We start from the raw sequence: 19879 nt of genomic DNA on the forward strand, positions 1-19879 counted from the left end.
AGTATAGCGCTGCAAGGCATATGTGCCATATAAAAAAGCGTGCTTTAAATAGGTGCAGTTAATCTGAATAAAAAAAGATAAATTTTTTCCGGTTTAATAACATAGGTTAGATAAATAGAGTGTTTTAAGGTTCACTGTGAGTACACAGCATAAGGAAGTGGCAACAGGGAAGATAAAGCTAGGGAAGCTTACGCTCATGGATGCACAAACAGGATGTTTGTGAAGACGAATCAAGGAAGGTTTGATAAAGCCCCAGCCAGGGAGTGGCCGGGGCTTCTTTTTTATACGCTTGTTTTATTTCTTCGCTTTTTTCTTACTTTTCTTACTGTCGTTGCCTTGGCTAACTGTTTTGCCTTCGCTGCTCTCGTCTTTGCTGTCACCCTTCTCACTGTCAGGCTTGTCGCCGCCTTGATGGGTGAGCGGGCTCGCTTGGTCTAAGCGCGGGTGGTTATCCAGGAATTCACGCTGTAGGTCAGGCATGGCATCCAGGGCTTGCAGGGTATGGGTGAGGGCATGGATGGCCGCCAGCACGTCCTGGGTATGGCCTGTTTCTGAGATGGTGTGCATGTTGCGAATAGGGAAGCCAATTGAGGTAGCGGCACTATCGATAGACGCCAATACGCCTGCCATGCCATCGGTACCCGTATCCACACCGACAATATCGCGCTGCAGCGGAATGTCCTGCTCTTTCGCGGCCGTGGCGATAATGCGGTTGAGCTGTTCACTGGCAATCGAGCCCACCGCCATGGTGAAGCCTTTGCCCATCTCCAGTGGCTGCATGCGCTTGTCGCCAATACCGGGCGCAGCCACATAGTCGTGGTTTACATCGACGCCAATTAAGGCATCTGGCTTCATTTCGCCCGCCATCACGCGGCTGCCGAAACGGCCAATCTCTTCGTAGCTGGCAATCGCAAACAGCACGCGCACATTTTGGGTGCCACCTGCTTCGGCGATCAAACGCGCCACTTCGGCGGTCACAAAGCAGCCTAGGCCGTTATCCAGGTAAGCGCCGTAGAAGGTATTGGGACTAAAGCCGGGGCGGATAGGGCGGTCGAAAATAATCGAATCGCCGGGCCGTACGCCCAGGTTCAGCACCTGTTGCTTTTTATTCTCGCCGTGGATCTGTAGATCCAGGTAGATCTGCTCTTTTTTCAGGCCTTTGCTGCCATCGCGCTGAGCAGGATCGGAGAAGTGAATCGCGCCCAGTGCCTCGACCGTGCCACCTTCAATGCAGCGGTAGCTACCGGGGGCGTCGGGGTCTTCGCTGAACAACTTCACTTCATGGCCGATAAGCACGGTGGGCAGAAAGGAGTCGGTGTTGATCCAGATCTTGCCGTCTTCGCCAATCGAGCGCACCTGCATGCGGATTTTATCCGCATGGCCGATCAGCATGACCTTGAACATGTCGTCGCGGCCGGGGTGAGTGTCCAGCACAACGCCCGCGTTGCCCTTAAACTGGTGAAGGTGCCAGCTTTTAGGCGCGAAGCTCTCAAAATGCGGCTTGAGCACGCCGTAGGTCATGGCAGCTTCCAGGCCTACGGGGCTGGGGGCGGCAAGAATATCGCGCATTAGTTTGAACTGCGCGTCGGGCATTGGTTGTGTCCAGGGTTTTGCACTATCGCTCATTGTTGTCGCTCACTCATTTTTAGGTGGAGTTAATCACCTCTAGTCTGCCAGATTCCCGCACTGTGTGTAGAGAAAGACGCTTATTCATGGTGATGAATTAGCTCGCGCAGGGCGCTGGTGGCGGCGGATGGAGGGTGACGGCGGCTCAATATAATGCCCAGCTCACGGCGAATGGTCGGCTCCACCAGCGGGCGGTACTCAATACCATCGGCGGCAATTTGCCGAAAACTGAGCGAGGGCAGCACGCTAATACCTAATCCCGCAGCTACCATGCGGCCTACCGTGGCGATCTGGCGCGCATCGCACAAGATATCCAGCCGTTCTCCTACGCTCTGCATAATGCGGTCAATATCCTGGCGCGAGCTGGAAAGGCGATTGATACCAATAAATGGATAAGCCGCGAGTTGGCTCCAGGCGACGGCTGATTGCGCCAGCAATGGATGCCCGCAGGGGCAAACGACCACATAGCTGTCTTCGAGGACGGGGTCAAACGTCAAGTCGTCTGCGTCGCTTGGCGGCACGGAAAGACCCAGGTCGGCGCGACCTTCGCGCACCATTTGATTGATTTGATCGGCCAGCACATCGTGCAGGCTGAGGTTAATACGTGGGTAAGCCTCGTGAAAAAGCTTAATGACCCGCGGGAATAGTCCTGCCGCCAGAGTAGGCAGGGCGGCCACGGTTACCTTTCCGCGCTGTTTGGAAAATTGGTCGTTGAGATCCTCAAAGGCTTCGTTCCAATCATTCAGGAGCCGCACGGCAACGGGCAGAAAGGCTTCGCCTTCCGGTGTTAACGCGAGCTGCCGCGTGGTACGGGCAAACAGTGCACCACCGACGTTCTCCTCAAGTTTACGCAGGGCGATCGAAATCGCCGGTTGGGAAAGGTGCACGCGCTCGCTGGCCTCTGCAAGGCTGCGCGAGTGGGCGACGGCAACAAAAACACGCAACTGCTGGATGCTTGGATTCATTTAGAAAGTAAAACATAAATTAAAAACTATTCAATATACAAAATTAAACTGGCAGACCATGCTTGCTGTATCGCATGCAAACAGCGTCGCGATCACCGTTTTACATAAAAAGCCGCTCTACAATAACAATAGCTCGCTTTGCGAGCTTCGGAGACACAATGAAAACGCTACTTACTGCCATGGTGGCCAGTGCCACGGTGCTGGCCGCTGCTGCTACTCACGCTGATGAGCGCCTGTTGATTGGCTCTACCTCAAGCTCCTCCAGCCACTACAGCTACTTTGTGGCAGTCAATCAGATTATTAATAATCAAGTCGAAGGGATCAGTTCTTCGGTTGCCGAAACCGGTGCCACTGTGGATAACCTGCGCCGTTTAGGCCGCAACCAAATCGATATGGGCCTGGTGACCACCAATACGGGTTATCACGCCTACGCCGGTGAGGAGGATTTTGAAGGCCGCCCCGTCGATAACCGCCTGCTCTGGGTCTACACCGTGGCACCGCAGAATACCGTAATGCGCCAGGATGCAGGGGTGGAAACCTTCGCTGACTTAAACGGTGTTCGCTTCAATCCAGGGATCACGGGGTCAGCTACTGAGAAAACCACCGAAGCGGTAATGCGCGCACTTGGCATCGAACCGGATTATGTACGTGGTTCTACCACCGATATGGTCGACGCCATGAAAGATGGCCGAGTGATGGGGTCGGTAAAATCGGGGGTCGGAGAACGCCTGGATGGCTCCTCCATGGATATCGCCACTTTCACACCGATTAGCGTGCTGTCGCTTGACCAAGAGCAGGCCGACACACTGCGCAGCGAAATGCCCGATGTGGCGATTGTCGATGTGCCGGAAGGGGCCGCAGAGGGTATTCCTGCCTACACCACTTGGGCCTTTGGTGTGGCCGTGCACGCCCATCCGGATATGGATGAAGAAACCGCCTATCAAATCGTCAAAGCGGTGATGGAAAACCCAGAGCCGCAGGTTAACGCCTTCGCTGCCATGCAGGATGCGGATATGGCGAAGATGACCCTGGAGGTTGGCACCGTGCCACTGCATGCTGGCGCTGCGCGCTATTTCGAAGAGCAGGGGTATGACATCCCCGATGCCTTGCAGCCAGTCCAGTAAGGCCCATTGGAGAAGATGATCATGCGCGAGACAGTTACCAAAGGCTTGGCGCTCCTGCTGGGCGGGCTAATCCTTTATACCTCCGCCACTGGGCCGTTCGAGAGCTTGATTCAGCGGAGTATCTTTCTCGCGCTGGTCATCCTGCTAGGGCTTGCCGTCTATCCGCTAGGCGCAGGCAAGCGCTGGCGCCCGCTGGGCATTGCGATTGATGCGGTGCTGGCAGTGGGGGTGGTGTTTGCCTGTGGCTATGTGGCGCTTAACTATGAACAAATTCTGGTCGAACTCCCCTGGGCAACACCTCGGGATATGCTGCTGACCGGCGTACTGCTGGTGGCGATTCTGGAGCTTTCGCGGCGCGCCATCGGCGTGATCTTTCCACTGTTAGTGTTAGTGGGATTAGCCTACGCGTGGTTTGGGGCCGCCATTCCAGGGCCGCTTGGCCACCGCGGGTTTGATCTTTACTACATGACCGAAACCATTTACCTCGGTGACTTAGGCGTGTGGGGCATGCTGGTGGGCGTCGCTGCGACTACCATCGCCGCTTTCGTACTGTTCGGCTGTTTGCTGCTACATACCGGAGGCGGCAATACCTTTATGGATCTGGCGTTGCGTATCAGCGGCCGTTCACCGGGCGGTGCTGCCAAAGTGGCCACGGTGGCCTCCGGGCTGTTTGGCATGGTCAGCGGTAGCGCGGTGGCCAATGTCGCCACCACGGGCAACTTCACCATCCCCATGATGAAACGCTTGAACTACCCACGCCCCTTCGCGGCTGGGGTAGAAGCGGTGGCCTCGACCGGCGGCCAAATCGCACCGCCAATCCTGGGTGCTGCGGCATTTATCATGGCGGAAATCCTCGGTGAGAGTTACCTGCGTATCGCCTTAGCGGCCTTGTTGCCAGCGATTCTTTTCTATCTCGGGGTGTTTGTCACCATTCACCTCGTCGCCAAGCGCCGCCAACTGCAGGTAGTGCCTGATGATGAGCTGCCAAGCTGGTCAGACGTGATACGCCCTGAACGTATCATTCCCATTCTGGCCGCTTTGGGTGGTCTGTTTTACGGCGTGCTCAGCGGTCGTTCGATCCAAATGTCGGCGTTCTACGGTATCTTAATGACCGTACTAACGTTCGTGCCTTTTGCGCTCATGGCCAAGATGCCGCTGCGCGAGATCCTCGGCAAGCTGGTGGCAGGCTTAGTCGATGCAGGCAAAGGCATGGTGATTATTGGCGTGCTGCTGGCCGGGGCGCAGATACTGGTGGCGATGATCGGTATGACCGGCATCGGTGTGACCTTAGCCAGCTTGATCGTCACGGTGGGCGGCGAATCGCTGTTCCTGGTCGCCTTTATCGTCGGCGGCGTGTGTCTGATTTTGGGCATGGGGATCCCGACCACGGCAGCGTATGTTCTGGTGGCATCAGTGCTGGCGCCTGCGCTCACCACCATCGGTGTTGAGCCGCTGATTGCCCACCTATTCGTTTTCTACTTCGCCACCCTGTCGGTGATTACACCGCCCGTATGTATTGCGGTGTTCGTGGCCTCAGGCATTGCCGACACCAACTGGCTGCCTGCGGCGGTTGAATCAGTGCGCTTGGCGGCGGCTATCTATGTCATTCCCTTCCTGCTGCTGATCTACCCAGCCCTGGCAGGGTTTGGTTCTGCCCTGGAGATCGTCTTGGCCAGCTGCCAAGGGGTCGTGTTTGTGATGGCCTTCGCCGCGCTGATGTCCCGGGTAGCCATGACAGGTAAGCGCGTGATCGATGTCGTGGGGCTGATCGCGGTCATTGGACTGGCGCTGACGCCCGGCTGGCTGACCACACTGGCAGCGCTAGCCCTAATCATTGGGCTATTTATACGCCGCCGCTCGCTGCTGAGAGACGAGCTGGAGTCTGTCGCGGGCGACCACCACTCTCTTCAAGCCAAGGGGACCCAGCTATGAGCTTTTTATTAGGCAGCGGGGCGGGCTTTTCCGGTGACCGTACCGATGCGGCCGTGGCGGTGGTGGCAGAGTTGATCAAGCGACAGCAGCCCTCTGCTCTGGTTTTTGAAACTCTGGGTGAACGGACATTAGCGGCAGCTCACCGCGCGATGCGTGATGATCCTGAAAGCGGGTTTGAACCGCTGTTAGACGAGCTGCTGGCGCCGGTGCTGCGCGACTGCCTGGATCACGACATTAAGATTTTAGGCAACTTTGGTGCGGCGAACCCCAGTGGTGCTTGTCAGGTAATTGCTGACTTGGCGACACAGCTTGGGCGCGGGGATGTATGCATTGCCCAGGTGCACGGTGACGATATCCGCCAGCAGTTGCATAGCCTGGACTTACAGCGCTGGGAGGCCGAACGGCTGGATATGCCGGGCGATGACGCCCTGATTTCAGCCAATGTCTACCTGGGGGCCAAGGCGCTGGCTGAGGCGTTGGCCATGCAGGCGGATGTGGTGGTTACAGGCCGTGTTGCCGACCCGGCGCTGTTTTTAGCGCCGCTGATGCACCACTTCGATTGGCGTTGGGACGATTGGGATCGCCTGGCTTGCGGCATGATGGCGGGGCATTTGGCTGAGTGTGGCGCCCAGGTAAGCGGCGGCTACTTTGCCGATCCTGGCTTTAAAGACGTGCCCGGGCTCGCCACGGTGGGCTATCCGATTATTGAAGTGGAGCAGGATGGCAGCCTTATTATTTCCAAGCCTGCCAATACCGGCGGCTGTGTTACCGAGCAAACGGTGAAAGAACAGCTGCTTTACGAAGTGCATGACCCGGCGAATTATCTGACTCCGGATGTCACGGTGGATCTTTCCCACGCAGAGGTGCGTCAGTTGTCACCCAATCGCGTGGCGGTGACAGGAATTCGCGGCAAGCCTGCGCCTGAGCGGCTAAAAACCACCGTGTGCTATGAAGGCGGTTGGCAGGGCGAGGCGGAAATTTCCTATGCCGGCCCGAACGCGTTGGCACGAGCCCAGCTTGCAGCGCAGGTACTGCGTGAACGATTGGTGTTTCGAGCCCCTGCCGAGCTGCGTACCCGCTTGGATATCATTGGCTTGGCCAGCGTATTCGATAGCGATAGCGGTGAGCTGCAGCGTAGCGCTTCAGCGTCTGCCAGCGGCGATTATCGGCTGCGACTGGCGGCCGAGCACAGCGAGCGGCGCTGGGTAGCCCGCGCCACCCAGGAGCTATTGGCGCTTTATTGTGCCGGGCCCGCGGGTGGCGGCGGCGTGCGGCGTCAATTTCAAAGGCGAGTGTTTACCGCTTCTTATTTGGTAAAGCGTAGCGATATTCATCCCCATGTCAGTCTGTTTGAATCATCGCCGCTCGGCGAACGCAGGAGTGAACGCTATGTTGCAAACTGAACACACGCAAACAGCGGTAAGCCCGCATTCCTCAATCGCTCTTCATCAACTCGCCCATGCCCGTGCTGGTGACAAAGGTGAACGGCTTAACGTGGCACTGTTTGCCTATGACCCAGACCACTACGCCACCTTGCTGGAGCAGGTAACCGAGGAGCGGGTGCTGGCGCTGTTTGCCCACCGCGGTGCCAGCCGAGTGCGGCGTTACCCTTTGCCTAATTTGGCGGGCATGAACTTCGTGATCGATGACGTGCTGCAGGGCGGCGTTAATGGCGCGCTCAACTTGGATGGGCATGGCAAGACGCTATCGTTTTTGCTGTTAAGCATGGAGGTTGATGCGAGCTAGGCCTTTTTAACCTCGCTCCTCGACTTAGGTGGTCATGACCTGCTGCCTGAAAGGCCTTACTATGACGATAAAATACGCACGCTAATTAACATAACGTCCGCTCAGTCGTCGTTAAAGAGCCGTTCAGGAGTAGCCCCATGACCGTCGCAACGCTAGGTGCCCAGCGCTTCAAAGTGCTGTTGGCGGGCGTTTTTAGCCAAATATTATGTGTTGGCATCGCGCGCTTTGCCTATACCCCATTGCTACCGGTGATGCAGCAGCAGACCTGGATGGGTGATGCCGATGGCGGCTGGCTGGCTGCGGTTAACTACGCGGGCTATATGCTGGGGGCCGTGCTGGCCGCCTCTATTCACAGTATTTATATCAAAGACACGCTATTTCGCTGCGGGTTAATCCTGGCGGTAATCACGACTGCGGGTATGGCGCTTACCGATCACTTCTGGGTTTGGGCGGGGTTGCGTTTTCTGGCGGGTCTTTCAAGCAGCGCTGCAATGCTATTAGCGTCAGGGCTGATTCTTCACTGGTTAATCCAACATCGCCAGCGCGGCGAGCTGGGAATTCATTTTGCCGGTTTGGGGCTAGGCATGATTGTCGCGGCGGTGGCAGTGGAGATGATGCTCCAGTTTTCCTTTAGCTGGCAGACCCAATGGTGGGGCTTTAGCCTGCTGGGTGCCGTGCTGCTGGTGCCTGCCTGGCGCTGGCTGCCGCGGCCGGAAAGGCCGCTAGAGGGGGCTCACGTGGCGAGTAGCCGAACCGCTACGCCGCCAACACGTACTTTTATGCGCTGGATGCTCGCCGCCTACTTTTGCGCCGGTTATGGTTATGTGATCAGCGCTACCTTCCTAGTTGCCATCGTTGAGCGTGAGCCGCTGCTGGCGGGGATGGGCAACTGGACGTTCGCTCTGGCCGGTTTAGCCGCCGCCCCAGCGGTGATGCTGTGGGATCTGGTCGCCCGTCGAGTGGGCTATTTAGGGGCGCTGATTCTCGCCATGGGGATTCAGGTAGTGGGGATCGTACTGCCTGCGATTACCGCGAACTCAGCAGTGGTACTGCTCAGTGCGGTGCTCTATGGCGGTACCTTCCTTGGTTGCGTCAGCCTTGTGCTGACCATGGCAGGTAGGCTCTATCCTTCCAGCCCCGCGCGGCTAATGGGGCAGATGACTCTGGCATACGGCGCCGCCCAGATATGCGCCCCGGCATTAACCGGTATGTTGGCTGAAACCTCTGGCCACTATGGTGTTGGGCTGTGGTTGGCGGGCGGTTTTGTAACGCTTGGCGCGGTGCTGCTGGCCTGTTTGCGCCGGGTCGATCAAACCGCTCAACGCCTGGATGCCGCCGCAAAAGCCATGGTGTACGCCTAGGAACTGGGGCCTAGTGGGCATTACCCTCGAAATCCTTTAGGATGAGCGCCTTTTTCTTACGGGATATGGGCAAATGACCTCTTCTAGGCAACCTCGCACCCAATGGCTAGGCCGCTGGGGGTTTATGTTGGCGGCCACCGGTTCGGCGGTGGGGCTAGGCAATATCTGGAAATTTCCCTACATGACTGGGGAGTTTGGCGGCGGAGCCTTTGTGCTGGTCTATCTAACGTGCATCTTTGCCGTGGGTGTGCCGGTGATGATGGTCGAAATCGCGTTTGGTAGGCGGGGGCGTGGTAGCCCGGTGGATGCCATACGGCGCGTGGTCAATGAGTCTGGCCGTTCATCGGCCTGGTCGTTGATTGGTTGGATGGCCATGCTCTGCGGCTTTATGATCCTGTCGTTTTATGTGGTGGTGGCGGGCTGGTCGTTCTCGTATCTGTGGAAGATGCTGACCGGGGGGCTCGCGGGCAGCAGCGTTGATGAGATGGCCGCTGTGTTCGGGGCCAATAACGCTAATCCGCTGAACCTCGGTTTCTGGAGCACCCTGGTTACGCTGGCCACCATGTTGATCGTGGGTAAAGGCGTGCAGCAGGGAATCGAGAAGAGCGTTAGCTGGATGATGCCGGGGCTGGTGATCATGCTGGTGGTGTTGATTGGCTTTGGTATGTTTTCCGGTGGCTTTGGCGCTGCGGTTAACTTTCTGTTCTCCTTCAATGCGGGCAGCCTCTCTAGCGAAGGCCTTCTGGCAGCGCTGGGTCATGCGTTTTTCACCCTCTCGCTGGCCTCTGGGGCGATTCTGACCTATGGCAGCTACTTGCCTAAAGACGCTTCTATTGGCCGCACCACGGTGAGTGTGGCGGTGGCGGATACCGTTGTTGCCTTGATGGCGGGGCTTGCGATCTTCCCGGTTATTTTCGCCAATGGCATGAACCCCGGCGAAGGCCCTGGGCTAATTTTTATGAGCCTGCCGCTGGCCTTCCAGGCGATGCCGCTGGGCACCCTGTTTGGCATTCTCTTCTTCCTGATGCTCTCTATGGCAGCGCTGACCTCTTCGATCTCTATGGTCGAAGCCACGGTTTCCTGGCTGTGCGACAACAAAGGCATCTCGCGTTCGGCAGCCGCCTGGGGCACCGGTATTGTGCTGTGGTTGATTAGCACACTGGCGATGCTGTCGTTTAACCTGGGCGCGGATTGGACACTGGCCGGTAAGAACTTCTTTGACTGGCTGGATTATTTAACCTCGCGCTGGATGATGCCGTTGGGTGGTCTGGGCACGGTAGTGGTAGCGGGGTTTGTGCTGAAAAGCGAGACCTTCCGCGACGAGCTGGGGCTTGCCCCCTTGCCTTATGCGCTGTGGCTGACCATGGTGCGCTACGTTAGCCCGCTGGGCATTGTGGTGATTTTTGTCGACGCGCTGGGCGTTTATCAGGTCTCGTTTGCGGCTCACTGGCCCTGGCTGCTGGGGATTCTGATTGCCATGGCCGCGCTTGGCGAAACCTTAAGCCCGCGGCTGCGTACTGCGCTTAGCGCTGTTTAACGCCTGCTGTTTTTTCTGCTTCTCCTTTTGCTTTGCCTCGGCGGCGGCGACTGCGCCGGGGTGAGTGCCCACTTTCATCAACTCGTCCCAGCGCGTGGTATAGCGGTCTGAGCGGTGGGCGCAGCGCAGTTGCCAAGCAGCAGGGGCATCCGTCATACCAAAGCTGATAGTGCCTTGCCCCATGCGCTGGTTGATCTGATCCACGGTTGCCATTAAAAACGGATGGCGATCGCGGACTGACGGATGCAGCAGCGAAAGCTGGTGCTGCTCTGCATCCACTAAATCCAGCAGCATCACGCCAGCTTTCATGAACTGGTAGCGGGGGCGATGAATCTGCTCCAGGCCTTGGCGTACGGCATCAAGGATCACACGGGTATCGTCGCTGGGTGATGGCAGGGCGATCAGCGCCTGCGGGAAGTATTGCAACTGATCGCGGCGATGACGGTTAGTGTTGAGAAATACCATCACCGCACGAGCTAAGCTACGTTGCTCGCGAAGTTTTTCAGCGCTGCGCTGGGCGTGGCGCCGCAGTGCATTATGTACTTCTGCAAAAACGCCGGTGGGCTGGCCGAAAGAGCGCGAGGTCATAATGCGTTGGCGCGGTTGATCCAGGGCGTTCATCTCCATACAAGGCGTGCCACGCAGCTCGAGCGCGGTGCGCGCCAGCACCACAGAGAAGCGCTTGCGCAACTGCTTGTCGTCGCTTTGACGCAAGTCCCAAGCGGTGGTCACGCCGCCAATCGCTAAGCGCCCGGCAAGCCGATGGCCGACGCCCCACACGCTGCCCACCGGCGTACGTTTGAGCAGCGCCTGCGTCGTTTGATCTTGTCCATTAAGCAGGCAAACGCCTTGGTAATGTGGGTCTTGCTTGGCAAGGTGATTGGCTAATTTGGCGAGCGTGTGGGTGGGTGCCAGCCCAACACACACCGGTAACCCTAAATGGCGGCGAATACGATGGTGCAATTCTCGCCCCAGCCTCTCACACTGCTCTGTGGTTAATCCTTCCAGGTAGACGAACATTTCATCTATTGAGTAGGGCGCAATTGCAGGGCAGGCATCGCGTAGTAGTTGGGTCAGCCGTGCCGACATATCTCCGTAGAGTTCATAGTTAGACGACAGCAGGTGGATCTCGCCGCGCTGACGCATTTCTTCAAGCTTGAAGGCAGGCGCACCCATAGGGATACCCAGCGCTTTTAACTCGGCGGAGCGGGCGATGACACAGCCGTCGTTGTTCGACATTACCCCCACGGGCCTACCTTCCAGCTTGGGCTGAAAAACCCGCTCGCAGCTGACGTAGAAGTTGTTGGCATCGACTAGACCGATCATCGCAAGTACTCGTGCACGACGGCGCGCACTACCCCCCATAGCTGGCAGTCGCTACCTTCAAGTGGCAGTGGCGGATAGTTAGGATGTGTTGAGCACAGGTGCGGCGTTCCCCGATAGAGCGCATAGCGTTTAATTAGGGCCTCGCCCTCTAGCATAGCGACCAGAATATGTCCCAGTTGCGGTTCAATACTGCGATCAACCACCAGCAAATCACCCTCAAAAATTCCCCAACCCTCCATGCTGTCGCCGGTGGCGGTGACATAAAACGTCTCAGTAGGGTTTTTAACCAGCCGTGTGTTGAGATCCAGCGTGCATGGCTCGTAATCCTGGGCTGGCGAAGGAAAGCCACTAAAACCAGCGCGGCCACAAGGCTGCGGCTGAGAGGTTAACGGCAAGGCAGGGGTAAAGTGAGAAGACTGGCCCGGCATCGTCGGCATCCTGGTGCTTAAAATGTTGTATAAATATACAGTATTTTGCATGGCGAAGGAAAACGCAAATTGACGCCCCCTGAGATCGCTTCATTGCGTTCGCGATGACACTTTCTCTGTCATTACATGAATCACGCTCATGCAAGACCTGACGAGGATGCGATGAAAGTCGCGTCAGGCTGCGTTATGATAGCGCCCTCGCTTCTTCCATGATGACCCTTTCTCGTTACGAGGTTCCCGCCGATGTTCAGCCGCGATATGACAATTGCCGGATTTGATGATGTGCTGTTTGATGCCATGCAGAAAGAAGTGGAGCGCCAAGAGGCCCACATCGAACTGATCGCTTCCGAAAACTACGCCAGCCCCCGCGTACTCGAAGCTCAGGGCAGCCAGCTGACCAATAAATACGCTGAGGGCTACCCCGGTAAGCGCTACTACGGCGGCTGTGAGTTCGTCGATATCGCTGAAAACCTGGCCATTGATTACGCCAAAGAGCTGTTCGGCGCCACCTACGTGAACGTTCAGCCCCACTCAGGCTCGCAAGCCAACAGCGCGGTGTTCCAAGCGCTGGTTAAGCCAGGCGATACCATTTTAGGTATGAGCCTGGATGCGGGCGGCCACCTGACCCATGGTGCCAAGCCTAATTTTTCCGGCAAGCACTACAACGCCATTCAGTACGGTCTGGATGAGCAGGGGTTAATTGATTACGCTCAAGTGGCCCAGCTTGCTCGCGAGCACAAGCCCAAAATGATCATCGCCGGCTTCTCAGCCTATTCACAAATTGTTGATTGGGCCAAGTTCCGCGAAATCGCCGATGAAGTAGGCGCTTACTTACTCGTTGATATGGCCCACGTCTCTGGTCTGGTTGCGGCGGGCGTTTACCCTAGCCCCTTGCCCCATGCCCATGTGGTCACCTCCACCACCCACAAAACTCTACGCGGCCCTCGCAGTGGCGTGATTCTCTCAGCGGAAAACGACGCTGATATCGAGAAGAAGCTGCAGTCAGCGGTTTTCCCCGGCGGCCAGGGTGGCCCCTTGATGCACGTAATCGCCGCCAAAGCGATCTGCTTCAAAGAGGCTATGGAGCCCGAGTTCAAAACCTACCAGCAGCAGGTAGTTAAGAACGCTCAGGCAATGGCCAAGGTGTTTATCGATCGCGGTTACGACATCGTCTCTGGTGGTACCGAAGACCACCTATTCCTGCTTTCGCTGATTAAGCAGGGCGTAACCGGCAAAGATGCCGATGCTGCTTTGGGTCGTGCTCATATCACCGTGAACAAGAATGCTGTTCCTAACGACCCGCAAAGCCCGTTTGTCACCTCTGGCCTGCGTATTGGCACCCCAGCGGTGACCACGCGCGGTTTCAGTGAACAAGAGTGTAGTACGTTGGCAGGTTGGATCTGTGACATTCTGGACGTACTGGCCAAGGGTGAAGACACCAGCGCCATCGAAACCCAGGTGTTGGATAAAGTGGCCGAGGTTTGTGCGCGGCTTCCGGTTTATAAATAAGCAGCTGTAACCATTCTCCTTGGCAAAGGATAGCCACAAAGAACGGGCGGCCCATTAGGGTCGCCCGTTCTTTGTTAGTGCTCTGTTCTTTGCTAAGAGTAAGGCCCCTAGTTCAGCTTTTCGAGAGCGGCCAAGCTCTGTTTTACCAGTGCCGATGCATCTGCTTGTGAAGCAGATTCGCTATAGCAGCGCAGCTCCGGTGCATTGCCAGAGGGGCGAAGGTGCACGATATCGCCATTTTCAAGCGTGGCTCTCAAGCCATCAGTGCTATTGACTGCTGAAATGCCAGTTTGTAAACCTAATGTTTGCTGCATCAGCTCAGGTGAGGTTTGCCATTCGGCCAGTAACGCATGGCTTTTCTCCGTGGCGAAATCCTTGAGTCGGTCGCTTGCCGTATAGCGGGCAGGTAAGTCAGCGATTAGCTGCGAGAGGTTAATCCCGCGTTGGGCGGCCATCACCATCAAAGTAAGGGCGGGGAGCAGCGCATCACGGGTGGGTAGGGCGGCTAATTGACGACCATCACTCTCCAGTCTGCTTCCCAATAGAAAGCCGCCGTTGGCCTCAAACCCAGCCACTCGCGTAAACCGCTTACTGAGCTTAGCCATACTGTCCAATACATACGGTGAACCAATGCGCGTGCGCTCAACTAGCTGGAAGGCACCGCAGGTTTCTATCGCTGTATTGCAGCTTACCGGCACAGCCAGCGCTTCGATTCCCAATGCACGGGCGCAGAGTAACCCGACAATATCACCACGCTGCCACGTGCCCGTTTCATCTCCAAGCAACGGGCGATCTCCATCGCCATCGGTAGAAAACAGGGCTTGTAGTTGGTGTTGGTTTGCCCAGGCACTCCCTTGAGCCTGATCCTCGTCGCTAACGGCCTCGGTATCTACGGGCACAAAGGCTTCGCTGCGGCCTAGTACCACTACATCCGCACCTAACTCGCTCAGAATATGCGCATTCAAATCGCGCCCTGCGGCTGAGTGTTGGTACAAGCCTACCCGCCAACCTTTCAATGGCTCACCTGGAAACCAGGTGGTGAAGCGCTCTGAGTAGGCCTGATTAGCGGCTTCAGAAACCTCCCCGCGCACTGGCGCGGGTAGGGTAGGCATAGCCGCCTCAGCATTAAGAATAGCGGTTTCATCAGCTTTGGTAATCTCGCCATCAGGGCGGTAAAACTTGATGCCGTTACGGTTAAACGGTATATGGCTGCCGGTAATCATGATGCAAGGTATGCCATCCGCCATTGCCTTTAACGCCAGGGCAGGCGTAGGCAGTACGCCATAGTCATTGACCTTCACTCCTAGCGTATGGGCCGCACTGGTACAGGCGGCTGCCATCGCCGGGCTGCTGGGGCGGCGATCCATACCTAGCGCAATACGTTCTACTGGAAAAGAGTCCCGCATGGCGGTAATAAATGCCACGGTGAAAGCTGCACATACTTCATCGGTAAACTGTTCAACCAGCCCCCGTGCGCCGCTGGTACCAAAAGCAATGCCGCTGTCATGAATAATAGCAGTAGTGGAACGTACTGAACTCAATGTATTTCTCCTGAAAAAAGTGCTTGCGGTGAGTTTAACACCCTAGGCGGGAAGCGCTACGGGGCGCTTTGAGCGCTGAAGCGATCAGGGGTAATGGCTAGTAAGACAAAAAATGGCCCCCACAAGCGGAGGCCATCTCAAAAGGTAGTACGTTTAATTAAGCTTCAGCGAGGCCTAAGTTCAGGCCTACTAAGATAGGATCGTGGTCTGAACTACGGAACGCATCATCGGAGTATAGGTTGTCATCCTGACGATCATTAGTGAAGTCGGTGTTGTAATCCAATGCCGATGCTTCATCCGCATTGATATGCCAAGTCGTGGTGCCCGTGACCTGTGTTGCGAGCGTTTCACTGGCTAACGCATGATCTAACGAACCCCAGAATCCATCAAAGACATAGCTGTAATCATCGTCCTGAAGGGTATAGCCCGCATCGGTCAGGGTCATGATGGGGTCTTCCATGGCATAAGAGTTCAAGTCACCAAGAATCAGCACGTCGCTGTCATTGCTACCGGTGGGGTTGGTGGATAGCCATTCAAGCAATTCCTCCGCGGCCTCGACCCGTGTGGGGTTGTTGTTGGCCTGTCCGTCGCCGATAGCGTCTTCACCATTGACGACACTGCCTTTGGATTTAAAGTGGTTAACCACCACCGAAAAGGTTTCACCATTACTATCTTCAAAGGTTTGCATCACCGGTGCACGGTTTGCAGTGGCGAAAGCCCCATCGGTTTTAGTGGCTGCAGCGCCAGTAGGTGTCACCGCCTGACTATTGTAGATGACCCCAACCGCAATGGCATCATCCCCAGGGCTAGTGGTGTTGCCATTCCCATCTTCGGGGACGCTGTAAGCCCAAGTGACATCCTGAATGTTTTTATCCTGCACATCTGCATTCAGCGCATCAACCAACGTTGCAATGGCGCTATCGTCACCATAACCGTTGTTCTCGATTTCCATGAGCCCCACCACATCAGCACCGCTGGTATTAATTGCCTCGACGATTTTGGCTTCCTGACGGGCAAATTCTTCAGCATTATTGGCGCCGCGTGGATCATGCAGAGTGCCATTTAAGGTCTCTGTTTTGTTGCCGTTTTCATCCAGGGTAGTGAAGTAGTTCAATACATTAAAAGAGGCCACTGTAATATCGGCATCACCCAGAGCATCTGTATCAGGTGTTGCCGGACGCTCAGTGCCGGTAAAGTCCAGGCCTTCGACGTTTTGGACTTTCCACTCTTCGAAGTTGTAATCAAGCACGCCTTCGAGAGTCTGAAGCTCATCTCCACCGCGCAGCGGGTTAGAACCAGAAAGCTCCTCACCGTTACGACCATAAATAATCGGATCAGCGTTTTGTGCCGAATTCGCATCATCGATTTTAATGGTGCGTGCCTCGGCGTCGTCAAGCCAAGCGCTATAGCCTGCCACATCAGGCTCGTTGACTTCCGTGAACTGCTCTAAGCGGCCCCCTGATGCAAGCGTAACTTCGCCGTAACGGCCCAGCTCGTAAAGCTCAGTGACCACCAACGGCTCACCGTCCAGCGCTTCAATGGCTACGCGCATACCTTCAAAGGCTTCCAGGCCTTGTTTGTCGGTAAACGGCATGATGATTCGCTGGCTTTCAGGCAAAGGCACATCGTTAGCCAGCACCTCAAGGCTGTTGCGTTCGGCAGTTAACTGCGTTTTCTCGAAATACTCTGAGACCTCGCCGCTAATGCGAATTTGATCACCGGCAGTGAGCTGCTCCAGCCACTCACCACTGCTGCTGCCCGTGTAAACAAAGATACCCTCTGAGGTCTCGGCATTATTGTCGTTATCGCTATCTTCCTCTTGCAGGAAGAAGCCATCCAAGCCAGGCGCTACCATAGTGACGATGGCTTCAAGCGTAACGTTTTCACCCTCTAAAGTGCTGCTGCTTGAGTCGCCCTGTACTGCAGAAATCAGTGTAATATCTACCTGGGGCTGATTAGCAAGACCAGGTGACGCTACGGCGGGTACATCACTACCATCACCGCCCAGTGCATCAGAGCTAATCGCCCCCTCAGTATCAGTGGTGGTGAATTTGCCTAAATCCACATCCCAGGAAGCGGCGTCAAACCCGTCGGTATCTGGGTAGGCTTCCATTGCCACCTGGTTGCCATCAACACGTGGGTCGCCTTGCCACAGCGTTACGGCATCGCCGCCACCGCCCAGGCCAGAAGCATTCTCGGCATAACCAATTTTCAAGGCATCGATATTATCCAGATTGCTCCACGCTGAACGGAATTCCGCAACTGATTCGGCATCGCCATCGACCATAACAATCGCTGATTCACCAGGAGCCAGCGAGCTTAGCCCCTTAATTTCTATAGCATCTACGGGATCGGCACTGTCATCATCGTAGTAAAGCGGCATATTGCTGAAATCAAGCGCTTCTGACGAACGGTTGGTAACTTCAAACCAATCAGCGGTGACGTCAGAACCGCTTTGGCCCGACCATATCTCAGTGATGGCTAAACCAATATCGCGCTCGCCCGGCACATAAGGAGCTTCCATCGTGCCCACATGAAAGTCAGTGGTGGCATTGGTGGGTAGTTCAGCGTACTCAAATGACCAATTTTCAGGGTTGCCAACGGCGCTTAATAGCTCCTCCGCCGTGCCGAAGCCATTACCGGTAAAGGCGGCGTTGCGTGCGCTGCCAACGGCAACCGCCGTAACACCCTCTTCAAGGCCAGGCGGCAGGGCAGAATTATTAGAGGAGTCAGCAGTTTCCTGCCACGCATCGCTGTTGGTTTGAGCCGCGTAGATAAATGTTGGGTCGCTAGCCTCGCCGACGAAAGCAAGTACTTGGTCACCGCTGACCGAAAGATTAAACCCGTTATTACCCACCTCGCTGCCGTTAGCAGTAGTGAATTGCGGAGAATCCGTAGTGTAAGTAACAACCGTGCCTGCAGGTACGCCGCCTTCAGGCGCCGTCCACTTAACGGCGCCTTCGCTGGCACGGAAGCCATCGCCTGCCCAGCCTGAGTCAGTAAAGGTAATTTCCGCACCTTCGCTGATACCCTTCAATGCTACGAATTGGAAGGATTTTTCGCTGCCACTGACCGCAGTAATCGCAATGTCACCGGCTTGAGGTGCAAAATCAGGCAGGTTGAATTCAATGTCTGTGCTCACAAAGCGCTGCTGTTCGGCGGGTAGATCCTTAGACTCTTGACCATCCTCTAACCAATCCACCGTGCCGCTATCAAACAGCACGCTCGCAGTAACGCCCGACTCGGTGATGGAAACATCAAAAAGTGATTCCGGCTTCGCCGTCAGTGCGTCCGGTAGGGTATTGAGATCCGGGCCGTCTATTTCACGAACGGCATAATCGCCATCCCATAGGTAAAGACCAAAACCTACGTCGTCGTCATCGTTAACCGGGCCCGCCAGGATCAGATAACCTTCATCGCCAGCAGGTTCAATAGAGCGCACAGCGCGACCATCCAGGTCTAAACGCAGGGGGTCGCCAAAGGAAGCTTCGTTAGCCTCACCAGAGACGAGGTCAATCACGTTTTCTACCGGTACTAATTGTGCGAAGCCATCATCCAACGGCGAGCGTAGGCCAAGATAAAGGGAATCACCGATAAACACAGCGCCTTCAATATTGACCCCTAACGAGAGGCTCAGCGCATTTTCACCAAGCCCATGGCCATTTTGGGCATCCCAGTCGTTAAGCTGGCTGGCTAAATCGGTAAACTGGCCCGTCACCTCGATGCTCAAACTCTCAGCGTTATCACCTGTTACTTCAGTGGCGAAAATCATCGAGCGCTGGCTGCTCTCGTGGGAGCCTAACCAGTAGTGGGTACCTTGATAAGTCGCCACCGCTTCCAAGTCCACCTCTTGGGTGTCATTCAAACCCAGAGCAGTATTTAGGTTAATTTCCGCCAGAGGGGCGCCGTCAGTGTCGCGTTCATAGAGGCGTAACACTTGGTCTTCGTCATCCGCCACCAGCATGAAACCCTCACCCACGGCAATCGCTGCTGAAGTGTCAGAAGTGCCCGTGTGGTAACGCTCTCCCAGATTGAAGTTTGGATTGCTTGGCTCAGGCTGACTGGGGTCAGTTGGGTTGTTGGGCTCTTCAGGTTCTGTTGGCTCTTCAGGTTCTGCTGGCTCTTCAGGTTCTGTTGGCTCTTCAGGTTCTGTTGGTTCTTCAGGTTCTTCAGGTTCTTCTGGCTCACTCTCAAGCTGCTCAATATAACGACTCAGTAGCGATGCAACATCATCCACGCTGGAGCCATCGCCGAGTAAAGGAGCTAATACACGTGCTGGTTGCTGTTCAATGCTTTCGCTGCTGTTCATAAATGCTGTGGCAAGCTCCTCACGAGACAGCCCGTCCGCCAGCAGCGCTGACCAGTACACTAAGCCTTCTGGGTCAGGCTCGCGGTTCAAAACACTGTTGTAGAGTTGATTTAGCCAAGTGGTATCGTTCAAGTTGGAAACGGTGGCTTCGAACTCATTAGACGCTTGAAAACTATTGGAAATCTCTTCCAATGCTAAGCCGTTGCGGTACTCATTGACCCAGTACGCGAGGCCTGCAGGGTCGGCCGTACGTAATAGGTGAACACTATAGAGCGTAATAATAGGCTGGATTTGCAGCTGAAATTCATCGCTGGTCACCATTGAGTCAAGAGTGGTTGCAACATCGACAGTTCCGCTATCCAGGGCGGCAGTCCAATAATTAGCGCCAGCCTCATCCGGCTCACGCAACAAAATATCGTGATATAACGTAGAAACAAGCTCAAAATTGGTCATTTAACCAGCCCTCTCAGAATGA

At 55.8% G+C, this 19879-nt stretch carries 13 protein-coding genes; 7 read left to right on the forward strand and 6 right to left on the reverse strand.

Translation table 11 applies throughout. The features are described 5' to 3' along the window. Positions 1–294: 294 nt before the first annotated feature. Both LMS44_RS06875 and LMS44_RS06880 read right to left on the reverse strand, forming a co-directional pair. Positions 295–1626 carry a M20/M25/M40 family metallo-hydrolase gene (locus LMS44_RS06875; RefSeq protein WP_022520386.1) on the reverse strand — a complete coding sequence of 444 codons (1332 nt, stop codon included), beginning with the start codon at positions 1624–1626 and terminating at the stop codon, positions 295–297. Between the two features lie 80 nt (positions 1627–1706). Next, on the reverse strand, positions 1707–2591 hold the full coding sequence (locus LMS44_RS06880; RefSeq protein ID WP_138801235.1) for a LysR family transcriptional regulator: 885 nt from the start codon (positions 2589–2591) through the stop codon (positions 1707–1709). Between the two features lie 158 nt (positions 2592–2749). On the opposite strand from LMS44_RS06880, the gene LMS44_RS06885 reads away from it, so the two are divergent. The 6 genes from LMS44_RS06885 to LMS44_RS06910 all read left to right on the forward strand — a co-directional run bounded on the left by LMS44_RS06885 (position 2750) and on the right by LMS44_RS06910 (position 10291). Next, positions 2750–3715, forward strand: a complete 966-nt coding sequence (locus LMS44_RS06885) for a TAXI family TRAP transporter solute-binding subunit (protein ID WP_041157891.1) — start codon at positions 2750–2752, stop codon at positions 3713–3715. 21 nt (positions 3716–3736) lie between these two features. Beyond that, positions 3737–5647: a TRAP transporter permease gene (locus LMS44_RS06890; RefSeq protein WP_278371864.1), complete on the forward strand. Its 1911-nt coding sequence runs from the start codon at positions 3737–3739 to the stop codon at positions 5645–5647. Continuing rightward, the gene (locus tag LMS44_RS06895) at positions 5644–7050 is read left to right on the forward strand and encodes an acyclic terpene utilization AtuA family protein (protein WP_498947154.1); all 1407 of its coding nucleotides are present in this window, start codon (positions 5644–5646) and stop codon (positions 7048–7050) included. The genes LMS44_RS06890 and LMS44_RS06895 overlap by 4 nt, the downstream gene beginning before the upstream one ends. Continuing rightward, positions 7037–7393: an AtuA-related protein gene (locus tag LMS44_RS06900; RefSeq protein ID WP_138801231.1), complete on the forward strand. Its 357-nt coding sequence runs from the start codon at positions 7037–7039 to the stop codon at positions 7391–7393. The genes LMS44_RS06895 and LMS44_RS06900 overlap by 14 nt, the downstream gene beginning before the upstream one ends. A gap of 137 nt (positions 7394–7530) precedes the next feature. Beyond that, on the forward strand, positions 7531–8754 hold the full coding sequence (locus LMS44_RS06905) for a YbfB/YjiJ family MFS transporter (RefSeq protein WP_041157894.1): 1224 nt from the start codon (positions 7531–7533) through the stop codon (positions 8752–8754). Positions 8755–8827: 73 nt separating this feature from the next. After that, positions 8828–10291: a sodium-dependent transporter gene (locus LMS44_RS06910; protein WP_278371862.1), complete on the forward strand. Its 1464-nt coding sequence runs from the start codon at positions 8828–8830 to the stop codon at positions 10289–10291. Here LMS44_RS06910 and LMS44_RS06915 read toward each other — a convergent pair. Continuing rightward, positions 10253–11617, reverse strand: coding sequence for a Y-family DNA polymerase (locus tag LMS44_RS06915; RefSeq protein WP_278371861.1), 1365 nt, complete (start codon positions 11615–11617; stop codon positions 10253–10255). The genes LMS44_RS06910 and LMS44_RS06915 overlap by 39 nt on opposite strands. Continuing rightward, complete coding sequence (locus tag LMS44_RS06920; RefSeq protein ID WP_022520377.1) at positions 11614–12045, reverse strand: LexA family protein; 432 nt, start codon at positions 12043–12045, stop codon at positions 11614–11616. Before LMS44_RS06920 ends, LMS44_RS06915 begins: the two co-directional genes overlap by 4 nt. Positions 12046–12288: 243 nt before the next feature. Between LMS44_RS06920 and glyA the strand changes: the two genes are divergently transcribed. Beyond that, positions 12289–13554 carry a serine hydroxymethyltransferase gene (glyA, locus tag LMS44_RS06925; RefSeq protein WP_041157896.1) on the forward strand — a complete coding sequence of 422 codons (1266 nt, stop codon included), beginning with the start codon at positions 12289–12291 and terminating at the stop codon, positions 13552–13554. 107 nt (positions 13555–13661) lie between these two features. Here glyA and LMS44_RS06930 read toward each other — a convergent pair whose 3' ends face one another. After that, positions 13662–15095, reverse strand: coding sequence for a phosphomannomutase (locus tag LMS44_RS06930; protein WP_278371859.1), 1434 nt, complete (start codon positions 15093–15095; stop codon positions 13662–13664). A gap of 157 nt (positions 15096–15252) precedes the next feature. Continuing rightward, positions 15253–19857, reverse strand: a complete 4605-nt coding sequence (locus LMS44_RS06935) for an ExeM/NucH family extracellular endonuclease (protein ID WP_498947155.1) — start codon at positions 19855–19857, stop codon at positions 15253–15255. Positions 19858–19879: the final 22 nt, after the last annotated feature.

The sequence above is a fragment of the Halomonas profundus genome (assembly GCF_020865425.1).
Classification (GTDB): Bacteria; Pseudomonadota; Gammaproteobacteria; order Pseudomonadales; family Halomonadaceae; genus Vreelandella; species Vreelandella titanicae.

What these genes read in the sequence shown, in the direction of transcription:
- LMS44_RS06875 (WP_022520386.1), bottom strand. Translation starts at nt 1,626, where the DNA reads ATGAGCGATAGTGCAAAACCCTGGACACAACCAATGCCCGACGCGCAG.
- LMS44_RS06880 (WP_138801235.1), bottom strand. Translation starts at nt 2,591, where the DNA reads ATGAATCCAAGCATCCAGCAGTTGCGTGTTTTTGTTGCCGTCGCCCAC.
- LMS44_RS06885 (WP_041157891.1), top strand. Translation starts at nt 2,750, where the DNA reads ATGAAAACGCTACTTACTGCCATGGTGGCCAGTGCCACGGTGCTGGCC.
- LMS44_RS06890 (WP_278371864.1), top strand. Translation starts at nt 3,737, where the DNA reads ATGCGCGAGACAGTTACCAAAGGCTTGGCGCTCCTGCTGGGCGGGCTA.
- LMS44_RS06895 (WP_498947154.1), top strand. Translation starts at nt 5,644, where the DNA reads ATGAGCTTTTTATTAGGCAGCGGGGCGGGCTTTTCCGGTGACCGTACC.
- LMS44_RS06900 (WP_138801231.1), top strand. Translation starts at nt 7,037, where the DNA reads ATGTTGCAAACTGAACACACGCAAACAGCGGTAAGCCCGCATTCCTCA.
- LMS44_RS06905 (WP_041157894.1), top strand. Translation starts at nt 7,531, where the DNA reads ATGACCGTCGCAACGCTAGGTGCCCAGCGCTTCAAAGTGCTGTTGGCG.
- LMS44_RS06910 (WP_278371862.1), top strand. Translation starts at nt 8,828, where the DNA reads ATGACCTCTTCTAGGCAACCTCGCACCCAATGGCTAGGCCGCTGGGGG.
- LMS44_RS06915 (WP_278371861.1), bottom strand. Translation starts at nt 11,617, where the DNA reads ATGATCGGTCTAGTCGATGCCAACAACTTCTACGTCAGCTGCGAGCGG.
- LMS44_RS06920 (WP_022520377.1), bottom strand. Translation starts at nt 12,045, where the DNA reads ATGCCGGGCCAGTCTTCTCACTTTACCCCTGCCTTGCCGTTAACCTCT.
- glyA (WP_041157896.1), top strand. Translation starts at nt 12,289, where the DNA reads ATGTTCAGCCGCGATATGACAATTGCCGGATTTGATGATGTGCTGTTT.
- LMS44_RS06935 (WP_498947155.1), bottom strand. Translation starts at nt 19,857, where the DNA reads ATGACCAATTTTGAGCTTGTTTCTACGTTATATCACGATATTTTGTTG.